At 60.7% G+C, this 24,634-nt stretch carries 29 protein-coding genes and 1 pseudogene; 18 read left to right on the plus strand and 12 right to left on the minus strand.

Annotated elements, in window-relative coordinates:
- Position 1: 1 nt before the first annotated feature.
- Complete coding sequence (gene ccmD / locus PMI03_RS12900) at positions 2-175, plus strand: heme exporter protein CcmD (RefSeq protein ID WP_007693754.1); 174 nt, start codon at positions 2-4, stop codon at positions 173-175.
- Positions 172-783, plus strand: coding sequence for a DsbE family thiol:disulfide interchange protein (locus tag PMI03_RS12905; RefSeq protein ID WP_007693756.1), 612 nt, complete (start codon positions 172-174; stop codon positions 781-783). Before ccmD ends, PMI03_RS12905 begins: the two co-directional genes overlap by 4 nt.
- A 645-nt stretch (positions 784-1,428) precedes the next feature.
- Here the strand turns inward: PMI03_RS12905 and PMI03_RS12915 are convergent.
- The 5 genes from PMI03_RS12915 to dapF are packed head-to-tail and all read right to left on the minus strand — an operon-like array spanning position 1,429 to position 6,459.
- Positions 1,429-2,022 (minus strand): DUF2585 domain-containing protein, encoded by a 594-nt coding sequence (locus tag PMI03_RS12915; RefSeq protein ID WP_007693761.1) that lies wholly within the window; start codon positions 2,020-2,022, stop codon positions 1,429-1,431.
- The gene (locus tag PMI03_RS12920; protein WP_374188750.1) at positions 2,019-2,693 is read right to left on the minus strand and encodes a septation protein A; all 675 of its coding nucleotides are present in this window, start codon (positions 2,691-2,693) and stop codon (positions 2,019-2,021) included. The genes PMI03_RS12915 and PMI03_RS12920 overlap by 4 nt, the downstream gene beginning before the upstream one ends.
- A 38-nt stretch (positions 2,694-2,731) precedes the next feature.
- Complete coding sequence (gene ftsY / locus PMI03_RS12925; protein WP_007693765.1) at positions 2,732-4,267, minus strand: signal recognition particle-docking protein FtsY; 1,536 nt, start codon at positions 4,265-4,267, stop codon at positions 2,732-2,734.
- Positions 4,268-4,282: 15 nt separating this feature from the next.
- Positions 4,283-5,557: a tRNA (N(6)-L-threonylcarbamoyladenosine(37)-C(2))-methylthiotransferase MtaB gene (gene mtaB, locus PMI03_RS12930; protein ID WP_007693767.1), complete on the minus strand. Its 1,275-nt coding sequence runs from the start codon at positions 5,555-5,557 to the stop codon at positions 4,283-4,285.
- Entirely contained in the window at positions 5,554-6,459 is a 906-nt protein-coding gene (gene dapF / locus PMI03_RS12935; RefSeq protein ID WP_007693769.1) for a diaminopimelate epimerase, read from the minus strand. The genes mtaB and dapF overlap by 4 nt, the downstream gene beginning before the upstream one ends.
- Positions 6,460-6,729: 270 nt before the next feature.
- Between dapF and PMI03_RS12940 the strand changes: the two genes are divergently transcribed.
- A complete protein-coding gene (locus tag PMI03_RS12940; protein WP_007693771.1) occupies positions 6,730-7,173 on the plus strand; it encodes an SRPBCC family protein in 444 nt (147 codons plus the stop codon).
- 80 nt (positions 7,174-7,253) lie between these two features.
- Here PMI03_RS12940 and PMI03_RS12945 read toward each other — a convergent pair whose 3' ends face one another.
- Together PMI03_RS12945 and PMI03_RS12950 are read right to left on the minus strand one after the other, a co-directional pair.
- Positions 7,254-8,273, minus strand: coding sequence for an MBL fold metallo-hydrolase (locus PMI03_RS12945; protein WP_007693773.1), 1,020 nt, complete (start codon positions 8,271-8,273; stop codon positions 7,254-7,256).
- Entirely contained in the window at positions 8,270-9,232 is a 963-nt protein-coding gene (locus PMI03_RS12950; protein ID WP_007693775.1) for a hypothetical protein, read from the minus strand. Before PMI03_RS12950 ends, PMI03_RS12945 begins: the two co-directional genes overlap by 4 nt.
- A 414-nt stretch (positions 9,233-9,646) precedes the next feature.
- Here PMI03_RS12950 and ffh point away from each other — a divergent pair, with 414 nt between their 5' ends.
- The 7 genes and pseudogenes from ffh to PMI03_RS30975 all read left to right on the plus strand — a co-directional run.
- Positions 9,647-11,212: a signal recognition particle protein gene (ffh, locus tag PMI03_RS12955; protein ID WP_007693777.1), complete on the plus strand. Its 1,566-nt coding sequence runs from the start codon at positions 9,647-9,649 to the stop codon at positions 11,210-11,212.
- An 18-nt stretch (positions 11,213-11,230) separates the two neighbouring features.
- Positions 11,231-11,533 (plus strand): chorismate mutase, encoded by a 303-nt coding sequence (locus PMI03_RS12960; RefSeq protein WP_007693779.1) that lies wholly within the window; start codon positions 11,231-11,233, stop codon positions 11,531-11,533.
- Positions 11,534-11,642: 109 nt separating this feature from the next.
- Positions 11,643-12,005, plus strand: a complete 363-nt coding sequence (gene rpsP / locus PMI03_RS12965; RefSeq protein WP_007693780.1) for a 30S ribosomal protein S16 — start codon at positions 11,643-11,645, stop codon at positions 12,003-12,005.
- Between the two features lie 123 nt (positions 12,006-12,128).
- Positions 12,129-12,701, plus strand: coding sequence for a ribosome maturation factor RimM (gene rimM, locus PMI03_RS12970; protein WP_007693781.1), 573 nt, complete (start codon positions 12,129-12,131; stop codon positions 12,699-12,701).
- A gap of 7 nt (positions 12,702-12,708) precedes the next feature.
- Entirely contained in the window at positions 12,709-13,401 is a 693-nt protein-coding gene (gene trmD, locus PMI03_RS12975; RefSeq protein WP_007693782.1) for a tRNA (guanosine(37)-N1)-methyltransferase TrmD, read from the plus strand.
- 152 nt (positions 13,402-13,553) lie between these two features.
- On the plus strand, positions 13,554-14,288 hold the full coding sequence (locus PMI03_RS12980; protein WP_007693783.1) for a phosphotransferase: 735 nt from the start codon (positions 13,554-13,556) through the stop codon (positions 14,286-14,288).
- Between the two features lie 38 nt (positions 14,289-14,326).
- A pseudogene (locus PMI03_RS30975) lies at positions 14,327-14,431 on the plus strand (tRNA (guanosine(37)-N1)-methyltransferase TrmD); the annotation flags it as partial.
- 194 nt (positions 14,432-14,625) lie between these two features.
- Here PMI03_RS30975 and PMI03_RS12985 read toward each other — a convergent pair.
- Together PMI03_RS12985 and PMI03_RS12990 are read right to left on the minus strand one after the other, a co-directional pair.
- Positions 14,626-15,192, minus strand: coding sequence for a flavodoxin family protein (locus PMI03_RS12985; protein ID WP_007693784.1), 567 nt, complete (start codon positions 15,190-15,192; stop codon positions 14,626-14,628).
- A gap of 186 nt (positions 15,193-15,378) precedes the next feature.
- On the minus strand, positions 15,379-15,741 hold the full coding sequence (locus PMI03_RS12990) for a DoxX family protein (protein WP_007693786.1): 363 nt from the start codon (positions 15,739-15,741) through the stop codon (positions 15,379-15,381).
- Between the two features lie 143 nt (positions 15,742-15,884).
- On the opposite strand from PMI03_RS12990, the gene PMI03_RS12995 reads away from it, so the two are divergent.
- Positions 15,885-16,460, plus strand: coding sequence for a TetR/AcrR family transcriptional regulator (locus PMI03_RS12995; RefSeq protein WP_007693788.1), 576 nt, complete (start codon positions 15,885-15,887; stop codon positions 16,458-16,460).
- 162 nt (positions 16,461-16,622) lie between these two features.
- Here the strand turns inward: PMI03_RS12995 and PMI03_RS13000 are convergent, their stop codons facing one another.
- Positions 16,623-17,012, minus strand: coding sequence for a hypothetical protein (locus PMI03_RS13000; protein ID WP_007693790.1), 390 nt, complete (start codon positions 17,010-17,012; stop codon positions 16,623-16,625).
- A gap of 117 nt (positions 17,013-17,129) precedes the next feature.
- On the minus strand, positions 17,130-17,597 hold the full coding sequence (locus PMI03_RS13005; protein WP_081500806.1) for an Lrp/AsnC family transcriptional regulator: 468 nt from the start codon (positions 17,595-17,597) through the stop codon (positions 17,130-17,132).
- 93 nt (positions 17,598-17,690) lie between these two features.
- Here PMI03_RS13005 and PMI03_RS13010 point away from each other — a divergent pair, with 93 nt between their 5' ends.
- The 7 genes from PMI03_RS13010 (at position 17,691) to leuC (ending at position 24,148) form a co-directional block, all read left to right on the plus strand.
- Complete coding sequence (locus PMI03_RS13010) at positions 17,691-18,662, plus strand: threonine/serine dehydratase (protein ID WP_007693794.1); 972 nt, start codon at positions 17,691-17,693, stop codon at positions 18,660-18,662.
- Between the two features lie 193 nt (positions 18,663-18,855).
- Positions 18,856-19,728, plus strand: a complete 873-nt coding sequence (locus PMI03_RS13015; RefSeq protein ID WP_007693796.1) for an ornithine carbamoyltransferase — start codon at positions 18,856-18,858, stop codon at positions 19,726-19,728.
- Positions 19,729-20,045: 317 nt separating this feature from the next.
- Positions 20,046-20,597: a 50S ribosomal protein L19 gene (gene rplS, locus PMI03_RS13020; protein WP_007693797.1), complete on the plus strand. Its 552-nt coding sequence runs from the start codon at positions 20,046-20,048 to the stop codon at positions 20,595-20,597.
- 215 nt (positions 20,598-20,812) lie between these two features.
- Positions 20,813-21,610, plus strand: coding sequence for a basic amino acid ABC transporter substrate-binding protein (locus PMI03_RS13025; RefSeq protein ID WP_007693799.1), 798 nt, complete (start codon positions 20,813-20,815; stop codon positions 21,608-21,610).
- Between the two features lie 34 nt (positions 21,611-21,644).
- Complete coding sequence (locus PMI03_RS13030) at positions 21,645-22,469, plus strand: amino acid ABC transporter permease (RefSeq protein ID WP_007693801.1); 825 nt, start codon at positions 21,645-21,647, stop codon at positions 22,467-22,469.
- A 65-nt stretch (positions 22,470-22,534) separates the two neighbouring features.
- Positions 22,535-22,669 carry a hypothetical protein gene (locus tag PMI03_RS31670; RefSeq protein ID WP_007693803.1) on the plus strand — a complete coding sequence of 45 codons (135 nt, stop codon included), beginning with the start codon at positions 22,535-22,537 and terminating at the stop codon, positions 22,667-22,669.
- Between the two features lie 69 nt (positions 22,670-22,738).
- Positions 22,739-24,148 carry a 3-isopropylmalate dehydratase large subunit gene (gene leuC / locus PMI03_RS13035; protein WP_007693806.1) on the plus strand — a complete coding sequence of 470 codons (1,410 nt, stop codon included), beginning with the start codon at positions 22,739-22,741 and terminating at the stop codon, positions 24,146-24,148.
- A 68-nt stretch (positions 24,149-24,216) separates the two neighbouring features.
- Here leuC and PMI03_RS13040 read toward each other — a convergent pair.
- Positions 24,217-24,634 (minus strand): DMT family transporter (locus PMI03_RS13040; RefSeq protein WP_007693808.1); only part of this gene is annotated, 418 nt, incomplete at its 5' end.

A 24,634-nucleotide genomic window follows, 5' to 3' on the forward strand; every position in this document is an offset into this window, starting at 1 on the left:
CATGACTCATCCCTTCTACGTCTACGGCTCCTATGGCTTCGCCGCCGCCATGATCATTGCCGTCATCGCCTGGACATGGATCGACGGCCGTTTGCGCCGCAAGGAAATGGCAGTGCTCGAAGCCTCCGGCATCCGCCGCCGGTCGCAGAGTGCGCCCAAGGACAAGGCGCAATGAGCATCGAAACCGAGAAAAGCGGTGAGCCGAAATCGGGCGGGACCGCACGCTATCTGATGGCGCTCATTCCGCTGATCGTCTTTGCCTGCATTGCGCTCGCCGTCGGCAAGGTGATGTATGATCAGGAAGTCCACGGCACCGATATTTCCGCCATCCCGTCCGCCCTGATCGGCACGAAAGCGCCGGCACTGGCGATGGCGCCGCTTGACGGCTCCAACCTGCCGCCGCTGACCGATGCCGCCATCAAGGGCAAGCTGACGCTCGTCAACGTCTTCGCCTCCTGGTGCATCCCCTGCCGCGAGGAACATCCCGTCCTGAAGCAGCTCGCCCAGGACGGCCGCCTGAACATCGTCGCCATCAACTACAAGGACACCAGCGAAAACGCGCTGCGCTTCCTCGGCGAGCTCGGCAATCCCTATACCGCCATCGGCATCGATCCGAATGGCTCGGCCGCGATCGACTGGGGCGTCTACGGCATCCCCGAATCCTACCTCGTCGCTCCCGACGGCACGATCCTCTACAAGCAGGTTGGACCTTTTACGGCCACGAGCCTGAAGGAAGGGCTGTATCCGGCGATTGATAAAGCGCTGGGGAAGCCAACCTCGTAGCCCCTTCTCCCCACGAGGAGAAGGTGCCCAACAGGGCTTAAGCGGTAAGCGAAAGGCAATTTTTGCGGAATTATGTATTTAATATCAGCAAGCGAAGCTTGATCGCTCATGAAAATACGTTTGCACCAACAGTGATCGTCAAACCCTATGGGCCTGAACGCACTTAATCATCATTATTGGATATTACATCCGCTATCATCGCAGCGGCGTGTATAGCTCTGCAACTTGTCTTGTGATTGGTAGGTGCAGGCCATGATGTAACCGTTCGATTTCTCGGTATTGACCAACGACCAGCCATTGGCGTCCTGAGCATCGCATAATACCAAATAGTGCTTGGGCTCGTCATTACAGCCTGAAAGCAAAACGGCAATCACCGCGATAACTACGAATGCAACCCTCATCCACTCCGCCCTCTCTGCGTTGCGTCAATATACCTCAACTCGCGCAAAAAGTGAATGCGGCAGATCACTGAGAACTATTCGTTCGTGCAAATCTATAACAAAAACAGAAAGAGATGTTACCTCTCAATCCATTCTACAAAATGACAGGGGGATTCCAAACTATATAACTTTGCAATTCTCCCGGTGACGCCCCCTCACCCGGCGCTACGCGCCACCCTCTCCCCGCTGGAGCGAGGGTAAAGACTTAAAGCCCGCCCTGCCAGGTCTTGATCGCCTCGATCGGCCAGACCAGCATGATGACATTCAGGGTGAGATTGTCGCGGATGAGCCAGCCGGTCAGAAGCTCGAAGAAGATCGCGATTACGATGGTCAGCACCACCGGCGCCCGCCAGGCGAACAGGAAGCCGACGACCATGAACACCGCGTCCATCGCCGAATTCAGAATGCTGTCGCCGACATAGTCGAGCGAGATCGTTGCCGCGCGGTAGCGATTGATGATGATGGGCGAGTTCTCCAATAACTCCCAGCCGGATTCGATCAGCATGGCAACGAACAGGCGCATGGAGAGCGGCTTGCGGCGCATGATCAGATGCGTCAACCCGAAGAACAGGAAGCCGTGGATGATGTGCGACGGCGTGTACCAGTCGGCGATATGCTGCGAATTGCCGCTGGAATTGACCACGGGTTCGAAGAGCTTGACATAGCCGCAGGTGCAGATCGGCACCCGGCCCATCATATATTCCGCGACGATCTGCACGAGCAGGACCACGGCGCAGGCGATGAGCCAGAAGCTCTGTCGCTGGTAACGGTTCTCAGCGTTCGAGAGCGTGGCCATCATTCGGCTTCCGCCGGCGGCTCGATCGTGTGCTTCATGATCAACGGCATCTGCGACAGCGTGAAGAGAATGGTGATCGGCATCGTGCCCCAGACTTTGAAGTTCACCCAAAGATTATCCGCGGCCTTGACGTCGGGCAGGTAAAGCCAGTTCGACCCGCGCCAGACGACTTCGTTGAGCACGGCAAGAACCAGGAAGAAAATACCCCAACGGAAGGTGAGCTTGCGCCAGCCTTCCGCGTCGAGCTGAAAGGCGGCGTTGAAGACATAGCCGAGCAGCGACTTGCCGAAGAAGAGGCCGCCGAGCAGCGCCACGCCGAACAGGGCATTGACGATGGTCGGCTTCATCTTGATGAAGATTTCGCTCTGCAGATAGATGCCGAGCGCGCCGAAGATGAGGACGACGATGCCCGAAACAAAGGGCATCAGCGGCAGATGGCCAAGCATGATCTTCGAGACGATAAGAGACAGCGCCGTCGCCACCATGAACAGCCCAGTCGCAACGAAAAGCGGACCGCCGAGCGCGGACAATGCCGGGAACTGCTGCACCAGCCATTCGCCGCGCAGATTGGCGAAGAAGAACACCAGCAACGGCCCGAGTTCCAGCACCAGCTTCAACAGCGGATGATGCTTGTCGGCGGTGCTTGGGGCGAGGTCACGGTCACTGGTCGTCATTGCGGCACTTTCATTGTCGTCGAGTTTGGACTTGTCGTTCATTGGCCATTTCCGGGGTTGATCCCGGCGATAGCCTGGGCGAATTCCTCGGCCTCGAAAGGCTCGAGATCGTCTACACCTTCGCCGACACCGATGAAATAGACGGGCAGCTTATGCTTGGCCGAGATCGCCACCAGAATGCCGCCGCGCGCCGTGCCGTCAAGCTTGGTCATGATCAAGCCGTTGACGCCGGCGACGTTGCGGAAGATTTCCACCTGATTCAGCGCGTTCTGGCCGGTTGTCGCATCCAGCGTCTGCAACACGGTATGCGGCGCATCCGGATCGAGCTTGCCGAGCACGCGAACGATCTTTTCCAGTTCCGCCATCAGCTCCGTCTTGTTCTGCAGCCGGCCGGCGGTGTCGATGATCAGCACGTCGCTCTTGTTGGCCTTGGCCTGCTGGAAGGCATCGAAGGCAAGGCCGGCGGCGTCCGCCCCGAGCTTGGTGCCGATGAATTCCGATTTGGTGCGGTCGGCCCAGATCTTCAGCTGCTCGATGGCGGCGGCACGGAACGTATCGCCAGCGGCAACCATCACCTTCAGACCAGCGCCCGACAGCTTCGCCGCCAGCTTGCCGATCGTCGTCGTCTTGCCGGTGCCGTTGACGCCGACGATGAGGATGACATGCGGCTTGTGGCTGAGATCGAGCTGCAACGGCTTGGCGACCGGCTTCAGCACCTTGGCGATTTCCTGCGCCATGATCCGGCTGACGTCCTCGCCAGTCACATCCTTGCCGTAACGCTCCGAGGCCAGCGTATCGGTCACCCGCATCGCCGTCTCGACGCCGAGATCGGCCTGGATCAACAGATCTTCCAGATCCTGCAGCGTCTGATCGTCCAGCTTGCGCTTGGTGAACAGCGCGGCGATCTGTCCGGTGAGCTGCGACGAGGTGCGCGCAAGGCCGGCGCGCAGGCGCTGGAACCAGGAGAGTTTTTGCTTGGGCGCTTCGGGAGCGGGCTCCGGGATACTGGAGGCGGTGGAGAAGCCTTTGGGGAGGATGGGAGTGGTGTCGGTGTCTTTCGACGAAAGGTCTGTGTCTGCCGAGCCTTCGTTACCCCCCTCTGTCCTGTCGGACATCTCCCCCACAAGGGGGGAGATCGGTTCGAGGGTGACTTCCTCTGCCACAATGTCAGCTTCAAAATCGGCAGTTGGCTCTGGTTCCGCTGCAACTTCATCGTCTATGGCTGGTTCGAGAGCCTCGGACACCTGCGCGACCGGAGGTTCTACCTGCTCGTCAGATTCTTGTTCCGGAGATTCTTGTACTTGCTCCGCTGGCGCGGCATCCTCCAAACGATCTCCCCCCTCGTGGTGGGGTCCGGAGGACGGGTCGAGACCCGTGGCTCGACCCAACGGTCCCAAAGGGACAGAGGGGGGCTCGACAGGCTCGGCAATCTCGGACGCCGCTGGCAAATCCACCACAGGCTCTTCCGGCGCAGCAACAGCAACCTCAACCGAAGAAACCTCTTCCGGCGCTTTCTCTTCCACCGGCTTTTCGCGGCCGAAGGTGAAGACTTTTTTGATGAAACTGAGCGCCATGAAAATTCCGTGGGGTCAGGCCGCGTCGGCGGCCGTAAGTTGCATGTCGAGGTGCTTGCCATTGTGGCTGGTGATCGCCACCTGCACAAGGTCGCGCGGCCGAAGGCCAGGTGCTGCGACAAGCGTGAAGTTTTCCGTATGCGCCAAGCCGTTGTTTTCGACAAGCAGCCATTGCCGCGTACCGACCATACTATCGAGATGGGCCTGATGCAGTCTTTGTCCAGCCGCGCGCAGGCGTGCGGCGCGTTCCTTGATCAGCGCGCGGTCGAGCTGCGGCATGCGTGCCGCCGGCGTGCCGGGGCGCGGGCTATAGGGAAAGACGTGCAGATGGGCGATTGCAGCCTCTTCCGCCAGGCTGACGGCATTTTCGAACATCGCGTCGGTTTCGGTTGGGAAGCCGGCGATCATATCGGCGCCAAAACTCATCTCCGGCCGCAGACGCCGGACATCCTCGATGAAACGAATGGCGTCAGCGCGCGAATGCCGCCGCTTCATCCGCTTCAGGATCATGTCGTCGCCATGCTGCAGCGATAGATGCAGATGCGGCATGAAGCGCGGCTCGTCGGCGATCAGGTCCAGCAGATGCGCGTCCGCCTCGATGCTGTCGATCGAGGATAGCCGCAGGCGGCGGATCTCGGGGATCTGTTTCAGCAGCGTTTTCGCCAGAAGGCCGAGCGTCGGCTCGCCCGGCAAGTCGCCGCCATAGCTGGTGGCGTCGACGCCGGTCAGCACGATCTCGCGGTAACCGCTTTCCACCAGATTGCGCGCCTGGCTCACCACCGCGCCCATCGGCACCGAGCGGGAATTGCCACGGCCATAGGGGATGATGCAGAAAGTACAGCGATGGTCGCAGCCATTCTGCACCTGGATGAAGGCGCGCACATGCCCGTCAATATGCTTGACCATCTGCGGCGCGGTGTGGCGCACGCTCATAATGTCGTTGACCCGCAGCTTCTCTTCCGCCGAAACGCCGAAATCCGGCAGCGAACGATAAGACGCACTGGTCAGCTTCTCTTCGTTGCCGAGTACGGCATCCACTTCGGCCATCTCGGCGAAAGTCTGCTTTTCCGTCTGCGCGGCGCAGCCGGTGACGATGATGCGGGCATGCGGATTGTCGCGGCGGGCACGGCGGATCGCCTGGCGCGCCTGGCGCACGGCCTCGCCGGTGACGGCGCAGGTGTTGACCAGGATCGCGTTGTTGAGCCCGGCTTTCTCTGCCTCGGCCCTCATCACTTCGGATTCGTAGGTGTTGAGACGACAGCCGAAGGTAATGACCTCGACCCCGCTCACCGCGCCTGAGCCCCCTGCTCTTGAGCGCGCGTGAAGCTACCCGTCACGGGATCGACCAAGCCGGACCATTCCCATTCCGCCGGACCGGTCATGACGACATGATCGTCGCTTTCTCGCCATTCGATGGTGAGCTGGCCGGAGGCCGGCGCGGAGGCGACGTCGATCGTCACTTTGCGGCCGGTGCGGCCGGTGCGGGCGGCACTGACGGCGGACGAGCATGCGGCGGAACCGCAGGCAAGCGTCAATCCGGCGCTACGCTCCCAGGTGCGGGTACGCAGTAAGGTCGGCGAAAGCACCTGCGCCAGCGTGATATTGGCGCGCTCGGGAAACATCGGATGGTTTTCCAGCAGCGGCCCGAAGCGGGCGAGATCGTAGGACATCGGGTCCTTGTCGACCCAGAAGATTGCATGCGGATTGCCCATCGACATCACCGAAGGCGAATGCAGGACGGGATTGTCGATCGGCCCGATCTGCAGCTCGATGCGGCGCGTGTCGGCAAATTCCTCGGCCAGCGGGATCTTGTCCCAGTCGAAGACCGGCCTGCCCATGTCGACGGAAATCGTGCCGTCCTCATGCTCGACGGCGTTCAGAATGCCGGCGACGGTCTGGAAGGTGAATACCTTCTTGCCGGTTTCAGCCGCAAGCGCCTGCACGACACAGCGCGTGCCATTGCCGCAGGCCTGCGCCTTGGTGCCATCGGAATTCAGAATATCGATCCAGGCATCGGTGCCCTCCGCCTTCGGATCGTGGATCGCCATGATCTGATCGAACTCGGTCGCCGGATCGGCATTGAGCGCAATCGCGGCTGCCGCCGTCACCACGTCTTTCCGGCCACGCATGTCGACAACCAGGATCTTGTTGCCAAGCCCGTTCATCCGCGCGAATTCGACCGTATTGCTCATGGTGGTATGTCCATCAGTGTTTTCGAGCTGTATATGGCGGAAATGTCGGGGAATTACCAGTGGCATGATGGGCTCTGGCTTTGGAGGCATCCTTTGGCTTCACGTCGCTTTGGTGTCGGTTGAAGCCGATCTCTACCTGATCTTGATCACAATCCCGCCGAGGGATGCCCAACGCAGTTTATTTCAATAAAAATTCGATCCAATGTCGGATCATGCAAACGTCGCACGTCCTAGGCTCGTTCACTCCGTCCATTCAGAAGGATGATAACCATGCCGAATACCATACGACTGCACCGCGTCCTGGCAACCAGCCCGGAAAAGGTCTATCGCGCATTCATCGAGGCGGACGCGCTCGCCAAATGGCTACCGCCGAACGGATTTGCCTGCACCGTGCATCACATGGAGCCGACAGTCGGCGGTACGTTCAAAATGTCCTTCCGCAATTTCACCACGGGCAAAAGCCATGCCTTCGGCGGTGAATTTCGTGAGCTCGTTCCCGGCGAACGGGTGATCTACACGGACAAATTCGACGACCCCAACCTGCCCGGCGAAATGGAAGTGACCGTGACATTGAAAAAGGTCCTGGTCGGGACCGAGGTCAACATTACGCAGGCGGGCGTGCCGGATGTCATCCCGCCCGAGGCCTGCTATCTCGGCTGGCAGGAGTCATTGCGGAACCTCGCAAAGCTCGTGGAGCCTGATATCAACGAATAGTGCATGAGGGGCGAGCAAGGACTCTTGCAATCGGATCGCGTTGACGATCGTCGCGATCCAATTTGTCCGTGCGTTGTCCCTCAGACAACCGGGACGTCGTACACTTCCCCAGCTCTCAACGGCCGAAACCGATCCGGCTCCACACCTTGTTCTTTAAGTGCCGCATCCAGCGCCCGCACCGGCGCGTCCATGGCCTCGTCGGTCAGTTGGAAGGTCGCGAAATGATGGCCGGCGACATGAGCGGCGTTGCAAAGCGTCATGCCGCGAACCGCCTCCGCCGGGTTCTGGTGCTGGCCTCGCATGAACCAGCGCGGCTCATAGGCGCCGAAGGGCAGGATGGCGAGGCGGAAGCCGCCGTGCTTTTCCCGAACCGCCTCATAATTGATGCCGCCATGAAAGCCGGTATCGCCGACATGGTAGATCTTGCCCACCGGCGTGGTGATGACGAAGGCGGCCCAGAGCGCCATGCGGCGGTCGCCGGCCCCCCGCGCCGACCAGTGATGGCAGGGTTCGGCATCGATGGTCACCTTGGCGTTGATGGCGAGATGGTCGCCCCAGTCCATGGTGGAAATCTTCGCGCCGGGAACGCCGCGTTTGATGATCGTGTCGTTGCCGAGCGGCGTGACGATAGTGGGCGCATGCGCCTCGTACAGCCGCTTCAGCGTCGCCAGATCGAGATGGTCGTAGTGATTGTGTGAGACCAACACGAGATCGATCGGCGGCAGATCCTCGAAACGGATGCCGGGCGGAACGACCCGTTTCGGCCCGATGAAGGTGAAAGGGCTCGCCCGCTCCGACCAGACCGGATCGGTCAGAATATTCAGCCCCGCCACCTGGATCAGCATCGAGGCGTGGCCGACCATGGTCACCCGCAATGTGTCACCGAAGACATGCCTGTCGGGCTTTGCCGGTGGAAAGGCGCTGACGACCGGATTGGGCCAGCGTACCCGACCGCCGCCGAACTGCCATCTCAGCAGATCGAGCAGGCCGCCTGGCTCGACGCCTTCGGGATTGAAAAACCGCAGTCCGTCGAAATGGTCGGAAACAGGACCTTGATAGTAGGGGTTCTGCTTTTTGCCGGAGCCGGATTTGTCTGTCATTGCGTGCCGGCTCCTTGTCCCGCCGGCACGCCGGCCTTTGCCAACCATTCGCCGCTCTCCACCGCCGTCAATTCGCGTTCGATCACGACATTCGCCGGCATCGCGAAGAGCTGCGGCGTAAAGAAGCTCGTATCCCAGAGCGGAGCGACGGCAGCGGCGGGCGAGAGAAGGACGATCTGCGTGCCGTCGATGCGCGGGATGCCGTCGACGGAGACCTCGCCCGCAATGGCAGCCTGACCCGCCGGAGCACCATAATGCCACCAGGCTTCATCGGTCCCCTCTTCCACCAGCGTCACGCACCGCGCCATGTCGACGATGAACCGGTTCGGCTCGCGCCCGCCCGGCAGGGTTTCGCCGAAGGCCGCCTGGATCAGCGTGAAGAGATGGCAGCAATTGGCGATGTTCTCATAGCGCAGCCGGAAACCCCGGCCGCTTGGCTGGTGCAGAACGATCAACTCATCGCTGTGGCAGAGAAACATCTGCCGCACCCAGGCAGCACCAGGCGTATGATCCTGCAGATCCTGAAGCTGCGGCATGAGGCCCGCATTTTCCCCCGCCAACCTTCTCTCCTCAGGCATCATCGCAAGATGCGAGACAACCGACCGGCCAACGAGCTGAAAGGCCTCCAGCAATTGCTGCTGCCGGGGGCTGAGCGGCTTGCGGCTCGAAAAACCGCGATGGATCTGCGGCAGCCAGGCAAGATAGAGTTCCCACACCGCCGCACCGCTGCGCTCCGGCGAACCGCCCGTCTCGGCAATGGTGCCCAGCATATTGGCAAGGATCGCGGCGCCCGGAGGCGGCAGGCTGCGCAGCTCGCGCGCCGCCCGCGACACGATCTTCGGCTGTGCCTTGGCACCTGCGTAGAAGGCCTGCGCCGCTTCGTTGAAACGCGCATCGACACGACCGCCGGCATAGATGCGGCAGGCAGTCAGGAGATTGGTCAGGGCTGCATCGTTCATTCGCGTCTGTCTCGGGGAATCACATCGTCACGGCGGGTAGGCACAACAATAGCGGACTGTGCTATCAGCGAAATCCCATTCACGGCTCCGACTGGTCACATTGACGGCCTGTGGCATTTTTGCCCTTTGGCTTGACTTTGCCGGCCGTTTCCTGTTTATCCGCGCTCATCTGCGACGAGCACAAGCCTCCGAGCCACCGACCGGGACCCTACAAGGTATAAAGAGATCCCGGAGGTCAACACCCGACAGCGCGTTGCGCCCTCGGGTGCTTTTTGGCTTTGCGTCTTGTTTTCGTCATGGAAAAGCACGACGTTTTCGGGCGATGACCCGCGCATGTCCCTTTCGAGGCGGAGCCGAGAAAGATAAGGCATAGGCGCAAATCAAAAGCCCCGAGCGATCGATAAGGAAGAAACGATGTTTGAAAACCTCCAGGACCGTCTTGGTTCCATTCTGAATGGACTGACAGGCCGCGGTGCGCTCTCGGAAGCTGATGTTTCCGCAGCACTGCGCGAGGTTCGCCGCGCGCTGTTGGAAGCCGACGTGGCGCTGGATGTCGTACGCTCCTTTACCGACCGCGTCCGTGAAAAGGCCGTCGGCGCCGAGATCCTAAAGTCGATCAAGCCTGGACAGATGGTCGTCAAGATCGTCCATGACGAGCTGATCGAGATGCTCGGCGGCGAGGGTGTCGGCATCGATCTCAACGCGCCGGCCCCGGTCGTCGTCATGATGGTCGGTCTGCAGGGCTCCGGTAAGACCACCACCTCTGCCAAGATCGCCCACCGCCTGACCAGCCGCGACCGCAAGAAGGTCCTGATGGCCTCGCTCGACACGCGCCGTCCGGCAGCGCAAGAGCAGTTGCGCCAGCTCGGCGTCCAGGCCGGTATCGACACGCTGCCCGTCATCGCCGGCCAGTCGCCGACCGATATCGCCGCCCGCGCCGTGCAGGCCGCCAAGCTCGGCGGCCATGACGTCGTCATCCTCGACACCGCCGGCCGTACACATATCGACGAGCCGCTCATGGTCGAGATGGCGGACATCAAGAAGAAGTCCAACCCGCACGAAATCCTGCTGGTCGCGGATTCGCTGACCGGTCAGGACGCCGTCAACCTCGCCCGCAACTTCGACGACCGCGTCGGCATTACCGGCCTGGTACTGACCCGCATGGACGGCGATGGCCGCGGCGGTGCTGCCCTTTCGATGCGCGCCGTCACCGGCAAGCCGATCAAGCTGATCGGCGTCGGCGAAAAGATGGGCGAGCTGGAAGAATTCCATCCCCGCCGCATCGCCGACCGTATCCTCGGCATGGGCGACATCGTTTCGCTGGTCGAAAAGGCCGCCGAGAACATCGACGCCGAGAAGGCGGCCGCCATGGCCGCCAAGATGGCCAAGGGCAAGTTCGACCTGAACGATCTGGCCGATCAGCTCGGCCAGATGCAGAAGATGGGCGGCATGGGCGGCATCATGGGGATGATGCCCGGCATGTCCGGCATGAAGGACAAGATGGCCGCAGCCGGCCTCGACGATCGCCTGTTCAAGCGCCAGATCGCCATCATCTCCTCAATGACCAAGGCAGAGCGTGCCAATCCCGATCTGCTCAAGCATTCCCGCAAGAAGCGCATCGCTAGCGGCTCCGGCACCGACGCCTCCGACATCAACAAGCTTCTGAAGATGCACCGCCAGATGGCGGACATGATGAAGATGATGGGCGGCAAGGGCAAAGGCGGCATGATGAAACAGATGATGGGCGGCCTTGCCGGCAAGATGGGTCTTGGCGGCGGTATGGGCGGCATGCCCGACCTATCGAGCATGGATCCCAAGCAGCTCGAAGCCCTGCAGAAGCAGGCCGAAGCCGCCGGCCTCGGCCGTCCCGGCGGCATGCCGGGCCTCGGTGGCGGCGGATTGCCGGGTCTGGGCGGCGCAAAGCTGCCAGGCCTCGGCGGTGGTTTCCCGGGATTGCCCGGTTTGCCGAAGAAGAAGTGAGAAGGATCGTTGACCCCCATGATTGATCCAGACGTCAAGGCCCAATTGGGCAACTACCGCCAGTCGATCGATAATATCGATGCAGCCCTGGTGCATATGCTGGCCGAACGCTTCCGCTGCACCAAAGAGGTCGGCGTGCTGAAGGCCAAATACAACCTGCCGCCGGCCGACCCGGCGCGCGAGGAATTCCAGATCGAACGCCTGCGCCTTCTGGCAAGGGACGCCAATCTGGACCCGGATTTCGCCGAGAAGTTCCTGAACTTCGTCATCAAGGAAGTCATCCGGCATCACGAACAGATCGCTGCTGATCTCAAAGCATGATCCCGAAAAGTGTGAAGCGGTTTTCGGAAGAGATCATGCGACACACAAAAACAGCAAATAAACACGCCGCCCCAGAAAGCGGTTACAAAAAGCCTAAGGAGTAAGAAACATGGCACTGAAAATTCGTCTCGCCCGCGGTGGTTCCAAGAAGCGCCCGTACTACCACGTTGTTATCGCCGACGCCCGTTCGCCGCGCGATGGCCGCTTCCTGGAAAAGGTCGGGTCCTGGAACCCGATGCTTGCCAAGGACGACGCCAAGCGCGTTGAACTCGACGCCGACCGCATCAAGCATTGGCTCGACAACGGCGCTCAGCCGACCGACCGCGTTCTGCGCTTCCTCGACGAAGCCGGCGTTGCCAAGCGCGAAGTCAAGAGCAACCCGGAAAAGGCAAAGCCGGGCAAGCGCGCTCAGGAACGCGCTGCTGAAAAGGCACAGAAGGCTGCTGACGCCGCCGCTGCTACTGCTGAATAATCAGCCGTAACGACGATCTGAAACGGGTGGCATGGCGACATGCCACCCGTTTTTTGTTTCCTATTCGTGCGCTTCATCTTATGAGAGAACGCAATCGATCCTCCGGCAGTCGGCAACGAGACCATGACGAAACTTGAAAACCCGGTATTGATGGCAACCATCGGCGCCGCGCAGGGCCTGCGGGGCGAAGTGCGCGCCCGCGCCTTTACCTCGGACCCGACTGCGCTCGGCGATTACGGCCATCTGCACAGCATGGACGGCCGCATCTTCGAAGTGCTGGAAATCCGCGAGGCCAAGAACGTGGTGGTCGTGCGCTTTCGCGGCGTCAACAACCGCGATGCCGCCGAGGCTCTGAACGGGCTGGAACTCTATATCGAACGCGACAACCTGCCCGATGACGAGCTGGAGGACGACGAGTTCTTCTATACCGACCTCGAGGGCCTGGAAGCGGTCGATGACAAGGGCACCGCCTATGGCACGGTCAGCGGGGTCTATGATTTCGGCGCAGGCGATCTGCTGGAGCTGAAAGGGCCGGGCAAGCGCCCGGTGCTGATCCCCTTCTCCGAGGCAGCCGTGCTGGAAATCGACCTCGAAGGCGGCAAGATCCTGATCGACCCGATGGCTGCCGGCCTGATCGACAGCCCCGACGATCTCACCGGCAAGCCGCCGAAGCCGCCCGGCAAGACGAAGAAGTGATCTGCTCATGAGTTTTCGGGCGACCATTCTGACGCTCTACCCCGAGATGTTTCCCGGCCATCTCGGCGCGTCGCTTGCCGGCAAGGCGATGGAGCGCGGGCAATGGGCGCTGGACACCGTGCAGATCCGCGATTTCGCCACCGACAAGCACCGCACCGTCGATGACACGCCGGCCGGCGGCGGCGCCGGCATGGTGCTGAAGCCGGATGTGCTTGCCCGCGCCATCGACCATGCCTCCGAAAACGACAATCGCCCTCGCCTGCTGATGAGCCCGCGTGGAAAGCCGCTGACGCAGAAGCGTGTGCGCGAACTCGCCTCCGGCGACGGCGTCATCATCGTCTGCGGCCGCTTCGAGGGTGTCGACCAGCGGGTGATCGAGGGACGCGATCTCGAAGAGGTCTCGATCGGCGACTACATCCTCTCCGGCGGCGAGCCGGCGGCGCTGATCCTGCTCGACGCCATCGTCCGCATCCTGCCCGGCGTCATGGGCAACGATCTCTCAGGCCTGCACGAAAGCTTCGAGGGCGGCCTGCTGGAGCACCCACACTATACGCGTCCCCAAGTCTGGGAAGAGCGCGAAATCCCCGCAGTCCTGATCTCCGGCAACCACGGCGCCATCGCCAAATGGCAGAAGCAGGAAGCCGAAAAGCTGACGAAAGAGCGCCGGCCGGATCTGCTGGAGAAGCAGCCCAAGACATAGCAGCGATAGACTGGGCTGCTGATGTGATGCCATTTGATGCCGCCGTGCTAGGCGGCAGCATGGGGCTGCTTTGGGTCAAGCGGACATTGTGGCGTCGCGAGCTTTCATTATTTCGTCTGTTAATTGAATCAAGGCCGCTGAGGTATCAGCCAATGGGATGGGAAGCACTCAGGCAATGGGGCGAAGACGCGGTTCGCATCGAACCGCTCACTGGTGGGATTGCCAACGAGGTGTGGAGTGTTCGCGTCCGCGGGCAGATCGCGGTCGGTCGCCTCGGCTCCAGGATCGACGCTGATCTCACATGGGAAACCGAGCTACTCCAACACCTCGACCGCGAAGGTATAATCGTTCCAGTGCCAATCCCGACGATTGACGGCCGGCTGTTCGTGGACGGTCTGGTGGTGATGAAATACATCGAGGGCGGGCCGCCCGAGACTGAGTCTGACTGGCGTCGCGTGGCCGACACGCTCCGCGAGCTGCATCGGTTGACGCGGGGCTGGCCGCAGCGCCCCGGTTGGAAATCGTCGACCGACCTCCTGCATGCCGAAACCGGAACGAGGATCAACCTCGCCACGATGCCGCCTGAAGGCGTTACTCGATGTCGAGCGGCGTGGGCGCGGCTAATCGGGCGTCAGACATGCGTTGTCCACGGAAACCCCAACAACCCTGGCAACATCCGCATGACTGCAGATCATGTCGCGTTAATCGACTGGGATGAATCACACGTCGACGCCCCTGACCTTGACCTGGTACTGCCCGACAACGCTGCCGATCTCGACGAAGGCGCGCATGATATTGCCGCGCAAGCGTCGGCCGCGTGGGAAGCCGCCGTTTGCTGGCAGGACGAGTACGCAGTCAAGCGGCTTGCCGAAGTTCGAGCGGTCTAAGCGGTTCTGGCGGATAGACGGGCGACATCCATGCCGGAACCTCCGGTGACCACGGCGCCATCGCCAAATGGCAAAGACAGGAAGCCGAGAAGCTGACGAAAGAGCGCCGGCCGGACCTGTTGGAGAAGCAGCCAGCGAAGTAGCAGCGATAAACTGAGTGCCGATACGATGCCGTTGATGCCGCCGTGCTGGGCGAGCAGAGCGAATGACCTTCGTTTTGGTTATTGCGTTTACTGATACGATCACGCCGCTACGTCGTGGGTCGGTCATTCTGAAGACGAGTGCTCTGCTCGCCAGGTTCATTGGTCTTTCAAGTGTTGGGAGTTAGGGCATTGCATCAGGCGACCTGAGCCAACGCGAACCGCTGCGCAACCCCTGCCACGCGTGCTCCGTAAAGGCGGGCGGTTTCGACGTCGCCGGCAGACATCTCGCTTGGGGCTGCGTCTGCATCGCTCTGCGCCATTGGCGCGATGTACGAACCCATCCTGTTTGCGTCGTCCCGCTTCGACGCCTTCACATTCGCTGGCTTTATCCCCAGACTGACCCACAGGCCTCCGTGCTGTCCAGCCAGAAGAACGAAGTATTCGAGGGTGTTAAGTTTGTCGCCATTCAAACTGGCGCTGTTGGTGAAACCCCCGAAGACTTTGTCCTGCCATTTGTTGGTAAACCAGGCCTTCGAGGAAGTATCCGCGAACTTCTTAAACTGCCAGCTCGGGCCGCCCATGTAGGTTGGCGATCCGAAGATGATGGCGTCAGCGGCGTCCAACGCGGCCCATCCGTCATCTGAAAGGTTGCCGTCGGAGTCGATGGCGTAAAGCGCTCCGCCCGCACCGTCCGCGATGGCTTCCGCCATCCGCTGCGTGTGGCCATAGCCGGAATGATAGACGATGACTGTATTTGACATGGTGATTTTGGCCTCCTTTGGGCCGTTGCTTTGCGCTGTCCGGAGACGAGTTCGCTCCGTCCGGCGACTTCCGGATGGGTTGATGATTGGAGTTTGGATGACATCCGACGCCTGGGCGATGGAGACCTTTATCCGCTTGGCTACGCGCGGATTCTCAGACGGATGGCTCTGTTTACCGCGAGATGCTCAGGCGTGGCCGCTGAGACTGGCCAGTATCAGCAGCAACAGGAACACGAGAGTCGGCGGGAGTTCGCGGTAGTTCCGGATACGCAGGATGGTTGCGATCGCGGCCAACATGATGCAGGTGCCCAACGCGACCCCAATGTATCGGGTGCCGGCTGTGACCAACAGCACCGCGGTAGCGAACTCAAGGGCGGACGTTACCCAGCACCACCAGAATGGAAAACCAAGTCGCACAAAACCTGCGCGGATTTTCGGATGTCCACTCGCGTTAATAATAGAGCCGAGGAGAAACGCCCCGGACGCTAGCCAGACCAGGATGGTATCGAGCAGCGTTGCACCCGTGAAAATTTGAATTGGAAGATTCATTGATGTTCTCTTCTGTGATGACCCGTGTCAGGCGCCATTTCATATCGATGGTATGTATTCTAGCGTCGCTAGATTGTCAATCGCCGCTTTATTTGATAGTCTCAACTTCAGAGAAATCACGCGAATGAAGATAGAGGCACACGGTGGGAATCAGCGAACGCAAGGCCAGGGAACGGGAGGAGCGTGAACGCCGGATCGTTGTCGCTGCGAGGACAATCGCGGAACGCGAGGGCTGGGCTTCCGTCACGATCCGGCGTCTCGCCGACGAGATAGAATTCAGTCAGCCGGTTCTCTATTCTCATTTCCAAAATCGCGATGAGATCGTCGGAGCGGTCGCGCTCGAAGGCTTCGGCGAGCTGGCGGCGATCCTCCGCGCCGCGATCCGGCCATCGTCTACGCCAAGAGAGTTGGTAGAAGGCGTCGCGACCGCCTATCTCGATTTCGCTTTCGCCTGGCCTGCGATGTACGAGGCGATGTTTGTCCTGCCGACTGGTCTGCGCTTCGCCAGATCCGACACGCCAACCCAGCTCCGTGAAGGTTTCGGAGCCATGGCGACCGTGATCGCGCCGTTCTCCCAGGATGTGGATACGGCTACCGAAACTTTTTGGGCGGCACTTCACGGATTGGCGCAGCTTGAACGCCACGGCAGAATAAGACCCGCTTTCCGGGCTCACCGGATCACCCTCATCATGCAGATGGTGTCAGCTCAACGGGAATGAAAAACGGTTGGTCGAGAAGCTTCCGCAGAGGGACTTTCCAGGGCGTGACGCGTTACGCATCCAGTTTGCCTGCAATGGGCCGAAAGGCGACGACAGCGTTCGCCCGCTTCGCGCCAATTGCGATCGTTCTCAATCGCGGCGCTGACGACGCGCCTAGGCGGACTAAGCTGGCGGCAATTCGAGACCGTTCGGCAGTGAGATCCAGATGACGGTTTGCGCCTCTGGGGAATGACGTGACAGATGGCCCTTGCCGTGTGTGTCCTCCACCAACACGAAGCTACCCGCCTGAACGTGGCGCACCTCTCCGTCGCTCGTCTCGTATTCAACCGAACCATCCAGCCTGACCGTAAGCACCGGCTCCGGGACTTTATGCCAGGCAACCTCGCGCATGCCTGCTGGGATGTGGGTGAGGCGGACGCGGGACGCCGGATAACTGGCCGTAACATCGAACTGGATGGCATCGGGGTGCACCGACGTCTTCGTCGTCGGCAATTCGACTTCGTCGAAATGCGACTCGCCGTCCGGAGTGGCATAGATGCGCAGGCATTTCATTGCGGCTGGCTCCTTCTCGTTCGCATGCTGAAACAACGCATGCCTATCATAAAGGAGGCGGGGTAACAGCAAGAGTCCCCTTAGAACCGAAATGCGGCGACGACGACCGGCGACGCCCTATTCATCCACCGAAAGAGCCATCCCATGCTTGATCGTTTTGAGCGCGATCAGGCTTTTGTACTTGCGCACAAGCTCTCGCTGATCTGTCATCATCCGCTCGATGAAGGCGTTGTATTCTTCAATATCCCGCACCGTTACCGACAAGACGAAGTCAGTGTCGCCGGTGACGTACCAACAGGATTGGACTTCCGGCGCCTGGACGAGCCAACGTTGGAAAGCTTCGAGATTGTGGCGATACTCATTTTGTATTTCGATTTCGACCAAAATTCTGAGGTTCCGACGGACGGCAGCAGGACTGACGACGGCGACGATCCGGTCGATCACGCCCTCGCGTTTAAGCTTGCTGATACGCCGCTCGACTGCAGAAGGCGAAAGATTGACGGCTTGCGCGATAGCTTTCGCGGGCTGGTCAGCATTGTCCTGCAGAATCGACAGAATTTCGCGATCCTTCTCATCCACGCACATTTCCCCCGAAATATAGCCATCTATGCGGAAAAACAGCGAAATTGCCGTAAATATCGATGAATTTCCGCATCGATGAGATCTATCATTGCCCCCATGACAAAACAATCTCAGCTATCCTCTTCGAATATTGTCGATGCCAGAAGGCGGATCGATCCGATCTTCCTGAACTCGGCATTGCTCACCGACGCGACACTCGGCCTGACACTTGCAGCCAAGGACGAAACGGATAATCCCATCCGTTGCTTCAAAGGCAGGGGCACCGGTTATTATCTGGCGCACACAAGCGCGGAAAAAGGACCTCTGGTCACAGCGTCGGCAGGCAATTTTGGCCAAGGGCTCGCCTACGGCGCGGCAAAACTGGGCCGTGAGCTGACCGTATTCGCCAGCCTCTCCGCCAATCCGCTGAAGATCGAGGCTATGCGCAGGCTCGGCGCGGAGGTCATTCTGTTTGGGGATGACTTCGACGCAGCGAAAGCAAGAGCCCGGGAATATGCCTCGGAAAGAGGGGCAACCTTCGTGGAGGATGGCGCAAGCGCCAGCATCGCGGAAGGCGCCGGAACGATCGCGGCCGAACTCACCGAGGCATTCGGCAATATCGATGCGGTTTTTGTGCCCCTCGGAAATGGTGCGCTGGCGGCAGGGATCGGCTGCTGGTTCAAAACGGCATCGCCCGCCACCAAAGTCATCGCTGTCGCCGCGAAAGGGGCTCCCTGCATGCAGCTTTCATGGCAGGCAGGCCGCCCCGTTCCCACAGATAAGGCGACAACGATCGCGGATGGGATCGCTGTACGCGATCCGGTTCCGGTTGCCGTCGATTGGCTGGCCACGACGATCGATGACATCGTGCTTGTCGACGATGCCTGTATAATCGATGCCATGCGGTTTGCGCATTCCAGGTGGAACCGGCTGGTTGAACCGGCAGGCGCTGCGGGGCTGGCCGGTGTTTTGGCGACAGCCGCGACCATGCAGGGGACGAGGGTTGCGACAATACTGTGCGGAGCAAATCTTACGCCGGAGCAAATTGCCCAGTGGTTGCCAAAAGCCGATGCGGGATTTGCCTCGTAGACTATCGAATGGCGGCTTCGGACCGAGAGCTGTCATCGAAGCTTGTACCCGCCCTCCAATCTCACGCCTCCTGGCCGGAACGATAGGGATAATCTTCCGGCAACGGTAGCGCCCATGCGCTGAATACTCTTGCGAGCCGATCATTTTCAGATGCTAATGACGACATGGACATGTCTCATGTATCGGAGCGAAGATGCCTGGCAGAACCGGAAAAAGCTTTCTCGAATTCCACGATCTGCCATCGGACATCATCCTTTCGCTTCTCGACCGCGCCAACGTCCTGGCCGGCGCATGGGCGGATCGCCGTATGCCGCAAAGCCTGGAGCGCAAGCATGTCGCGCTGATCGCCGATGACGGCGGCTGGCGGAACACCACGGCTTTCAGCCTTGGCGTGCAGGCGATGGGCGGCATCTGTGTGCAGGCGCCGATCAGCTTCAATGCGCGTGAGGAAACCGCCGACCTCGCCGGCTATCTCGACAACTGGTTCGATGTCCTGATCGTCCGCACAAAACTGCTGACCGCCCTGCGCGAACTGGCGGCGACCGCGGACGCGCCTGTCATCAATGCCCGGACCAAATCGAACCACCCTTGCGAAACGCTGGGCGACCTTGCCTATGTCAAAAGCCGGAAAGGCCGTGTCGGTGGCCTCAAGGTCGTCGGCGTCGCGCCCGATGCCAATATCCTGCGATCGTGGGTCGAGGCTTCGCTCGCCTTGCCGATCAAGGTCACGCAGGTCTATCCGGAGAAATGGCACGTCCGCGACCGGGATCTTTCGAACGCGAACTTCAGCACCAGCACGGACATGAGAGAACTGCTGGACGCCGACGTCATCATTACGGACTGTTGGCTGGATGATACCGCACAAGCCGAGCTACGGGACTACCGGATATCGGCCACCATTCTCGATCAATGCCGCCCCGACACGATCTTCCTCCCCTGCCCGCCCGTAGCCCGAGGGCAGGAAGTCACCACGGACGCGATGACCCATCCGACATGCCAGAGCAGGGCGGCCAAGGCCTTTCTCCTGCATGCGCAGAACGCGCTGCTGGAATGGATCGTCGCTTGAGGTCTTTTGACACCGACACCAAATTCGACATAGACAGCCATCTCTTGGCATTTAAGTCACTCGGACGGCGCTCACACAGCGAAAACCCGGAAAAGCGGCCTTTCGCGCATGAAATTCCCCGCCAAGGGGTGACAAAGGCGCAGCAATAGGGTATGTGCGCGCCCGGCATGGGAAATTTCCCATCAACCACCAAAGAAAAGCAGACGCATTCGCCCCTGCCTTTATAGGCATATATCCAAGGCGAGATCCTAAGGGTCCGACCAAGGATAGAGCACTCAGGGCGCTCTGGCTGTTGAAGCAACAACGAGGTTGATAACATGAACATCATTCAGCAGTTGGAAGCCGAACAGGCTGCCAAGATCGAAGCCAAGCGCACGCTCCCCGACTTTTCCGCCGGCGACACCCTTCGCGTCAACGTGAAGGTCACGGAAGGCACCCGTACCCGCGTTCAGGCCTATGAAGGCGTCTGCATCGCCCGCTCCGGCGGCGGTCTGCAGGAAAACTTCACGGTCCGCAAGATCTCCTACGGCGAAGGCGTCGAGCGCGTATTCCCGGTTTACTCGCCGATGATCGAAAGCGTCGAAATCGTTCGCCGCGGTAAGGTCCGTCGCGCCAAGCTCTATTACCTGCGCGACCTGCGCGGCAAGGCTGCCCGTATCGTTGAAAACACCGGCACACGCGCCCGCAAGCTCAACGACGCCGAGCGCCAGGCGCTTCTCGCTGAAAAGGCTCGCATCGAAGCCGAAAAGGTTGCTGCAGCCCAGGCTCTCGCAGCCGAAAAGGCAGCAGCTGAAGCCGCCGAAGCAAAGGCCGCAGCCGAAGCAGCTGCTGCAGAAGCAGCCGCAGCCGCTGAACCGGCAGCAGAATAAGTCTCGATCCTTTCGGATTGTGGAAATCAAGGCGGCCTTCGGGTCGCCTTTTTTTGTTGGGGGCGACCAAGGGCGGCTGGGCGCGAAGAAAAATTCTCCATAAGCCGACGGCTTTGGAGCTGCTTTTCTGTTTTTATCGTGACGACCATGGCAATAGCCTTGCCATCGGCTTTAAAAATATGACAATTTTCCAACACACTATAAGGGGAATTTCCATGGCATTCCGTCGTTCTTTTCTTCTGGGTCTCACGGCCCTGGTGCTTGCACCTTTCGCCTCTTTCGCCGCCGACCTGCCGAACCTCAACGGCAAGACCGTCGTCGTCGTCACCGAGAATGCCTATCCGCCGCTGCAGTTCGTCGACCCCAAGTCCGGCAAGGCGATCGGCTGGGAATATGACGCGATGAACGAGATCGCCAAGCGGCTGAACTTCAAGGTCGAGTACCAGAACACCAGCTGGGACGCGATGATCCAGGCCGTCTCCCAAGGCCAGTACAACATCGGCATGACCGGTATCACCATCAAGGAAGACCGCAAGCAGAAGGTCGACTTCTCCGACCCCTATATGCGCTCGCAGCAGTTCATGCTGGTGCGCAGCGACGAGAAGCGCTTTACCGACGCCAAGAGCTTCTCCGCCTTCAAGGACGGGCTGGTCGGCGCGCAGCCAGGCACGACCCCCTTCTACACCGCCGCCTACGAAGTGCTCGACGGCAATGAGCAAAACCCGCGCATCAAGCTGTTCGAGACCTTCGGCGCCACCGTGCAGGCGTTGAAGACCGGCGACGTCGACACTGTTCTGACCGACGGCACCGCCGGCAAGGGCTATGTCGATGCTTCCAACGGCGGCCTGAAGTTGATCGGCGGCCCGCTCGGCACCGAGGACTTCGGCTTCATCTTCCCGAAGGGGTCCGATCTCGTTGCCCCGGTCAACGCCGCCATCGCCAGCCTGAAGGCCGACGGCACCTTCGAGGCGCTGAACAAGAAATGGTTCCTCGACTACAAGATGGGCCAGTAAGCCAGATGCAGTCTGAAACCGGAAGCCCGCTCTGATGGCGCTGCAAGCAGGCCCGAGCGGACACCATAGCAAGGACGACCTCCCCTGGTGGCTGGTCGTCCTTGTTCTCATCGGGATTGCCACCGCAATCGCCATCGTCACCAGCGATCTTTACGCCCAAGTCTTCAAGACCATCGTCCAGGGCATCGGCACCACCATCTTCGTCACGCTCGTCGCCTTCGCGCTGGCGATGGCGCTCGGCCTCGGCATTGCGCTGCTGGGCCTCTCCGACAGCCTGATCCTGCGCCAGATCGCCCGCTTCTATGTCGAAGTCATTCGCAGCATCCCGATCCTGGTCCTGCTGTCCTACATCGCCTTCGTCGGCGCGCCGGCTTTCGTCGCGCTCTACAATACCGCCACATCGCCGCTCGCCTCCGCCGGCTGGACCGAGCCTCTGCTGGTGCGCGACGTGCCGCTGATGTGGCGGGCGATCATGGCCTTGATGATCGCCTATGCCGCCTTCATCGCCGAGGTTTTTCGCGCCGGCATCCAGGCCGTCGATCCGGGCCAGATCGAGGCGGCGAAGGCGCTCGGCCTGTCGCGCTACCGGCGTTTCCGCCATGTCATCGCGCCGCAGGCGTTTCGCGTCATCTTCCCGCCGCTCTCTAACGATTTCATCGCGATGGTGAAGGACAGCTCGCTGGTCTCGGTGCTCGGCGTCGCCGATATCACCCAGCTTGCCAAGATCTATTCGTCCGGCTCCTTCCGCTACTTTGAAAGCTACTCGATCCTCGCCTATATCTACTTGATCCTGACGATTGGCCTGTCGCTGGTGCTGCGCAAGTTCGAAAAGCGGATGCGGGAGCGGCATATGCGCTGACGTGAGGCGTCATCACAATCCTCTGCGGCCAAACGTCAGCATTGCCGAGACTTCGGAAAATTGATATGAGCAACGCCATGACTAGGATCATGAGCAAAGACGGACAATTCGTCACGATTTTTGTGCTGCAGGACCACAAGCGCCTGCCGGCACGATTCTTTGCGATGATTTCGGGCGCGCTCAACAGCCGACTTCGCTGATCACACCCGAGGCCGGCGGTCCTGATCCGTCACCCCCTATTTCGACAATGCCAATATGGATCTGTAGCCATGAGCGCTCCACGTACCCTTTACGATAAAATCTGGGATGACCATCTCGTCGACAGCCAGGACGACGGCACCTGTCTTCTCTACATCGACCGTCACCTCGTCCATGAAGTGACGTCGCCGCAGGCATTCGAAGGCCTGCGCATGACCGGTCGCAAGGTCCGCGCCCCGGAAAAGACGCTTGCTGTCGTCGACCACAACGTTCCGACCTCGCCTGATCGCCATCTCGGCATCAAGAACGAGGAAAGCCGCATCCAGGTTGAGGCGCTCGCCACCAACGCCGCCGAATTCGGCGTCGAATATTATTCGGCAAGCGACAAGCGTCAGGGCATCGTCCACATCATCGGCCCGGAACAGGGTTTCACCCTGCCTGGCATGACCATCGTCTGCGGCGACAGCCACACCTCGACCCACGGCGCCTTCGGCTCGCTGGCGCACGGCATCGGCACGTCTGAAGTGGAACACGTTCTGGCAACCCAGACGCTGATCCAGAAGAAGGCGAAGAACATGCTGGTGCGCGTTGACGGCCAGCTGCCGGCCGGCGTCACTGCCAAGGACATCATCCTTGCCATCATCGGCGAAATCGGCACTGCCGGCGGCACCGGCTACGTCATCGAATATGCGGGCGAAGCCATCCGCGCGCTGTCGATGGAAGGCCGCATGACGATCTGCAACATGTCGATCGAAGGCGGCGCCCGCGCCGGCCTCATCGCCCCGGACGAGACCACCTTCGAATACATCAAGGGCAAGCCGCGCTCGCCGACGGGCGAAGCCCTCGAGCAGGCGATCGCCTATTGGAAGACGCTGCAGACAGATGAAGGCGCACATTACGACCGCGTCGTCGTGCTCGACGCCGCCGCCCTGCCGCCGATCGTCTCCTGGGGTTCCTCGCCCGAAGACGTCGTCTCCGTTCAGGGCATCGTTCCGAACCCGGACGAGATCCAGGATGAGAACAAGCGCACCTCCAAGTGGCGCGCGCTGGACTATATGGGCCTGAAGCCGGGCACGCCGATGACCGAGATCAATATCGACCGCGTCTTCATCGGCTCCTGCACCAACGGCCGCATCGAAGACCTGCGCGCCGTCGCCAAGGTCGTCGAAGGCAAGACAGTGGCATCCACCGTCGACGCGATGATCGTTCCGGGCTCCGGCCTGGTCAAGGAACAGGCGGAAGCCGAAGGCCTCGACAAGATCTTCAAGGCCGCCGGCTTCGACTGGCGCGAGCCTGGCTGTTCCATGTGCCTGGCCATGAATGACGACCGCCTGAAGCCGGGCGAACGCTGCGCCTCGACCTCGAACCGCAACTTTGAAGGCCGCCAGGGCTTCAAGGGCCGCACCCATCTGGTCTCGCCCGCCATGGCAGCGGCCGCGGCAATCGCCGGCCACTTCGTCGATATCCGCGAATGGAATTGATCGGTATTAACTGATCGACTGCAAAAGGCGGCCTCCGGGCCGCCTTTTTTGTTGGGCTTGAACAGACCTTATCGCTTCGACGTAAGTGTGGAAGGCTCGGTGACCACCGATCTTTCAACAGATGGAGCCAGTTGCGCCCGCTGGCTGAGCCAGACGCTGCCAAGCACGACGACAATGCCGAATATCTGCATCGGGCTGAGCTGCTGGCCCAGCACCCACCAGCCGAGGATGACGGCAGTCGTCGGGCTCAGAAACCCGAGCGGCGAGACCACCGACGGCTCCAGCCGCGATAGACCGCGAAACCAGAGAATATAGGTGAGCGCGGCGCCGATCAGGCCGAGATAGGCAAAGCCCAGAATATTGGCGCCCGTCAGATGCGGAAGCGGCGGCTCGAGCATCAGGGCGAACGGCAGCAACAGCAGTCCCCCGGCCGTGAGTTGCCATGCCGTGAACGTCAGCGGCGAGACGGGCGGCCGCCAGCGGCGG

The organism is Rhizobium sp. AP16, assembly GCF_000281735.1.
Classification (GTDB): domain Bacteria; phylum Pseudomonadota; class Alphaproteobacteria; order Rhizobiales; family Rhizobiaceae; genus Rhizobium; species Rhizobium rhizogenes.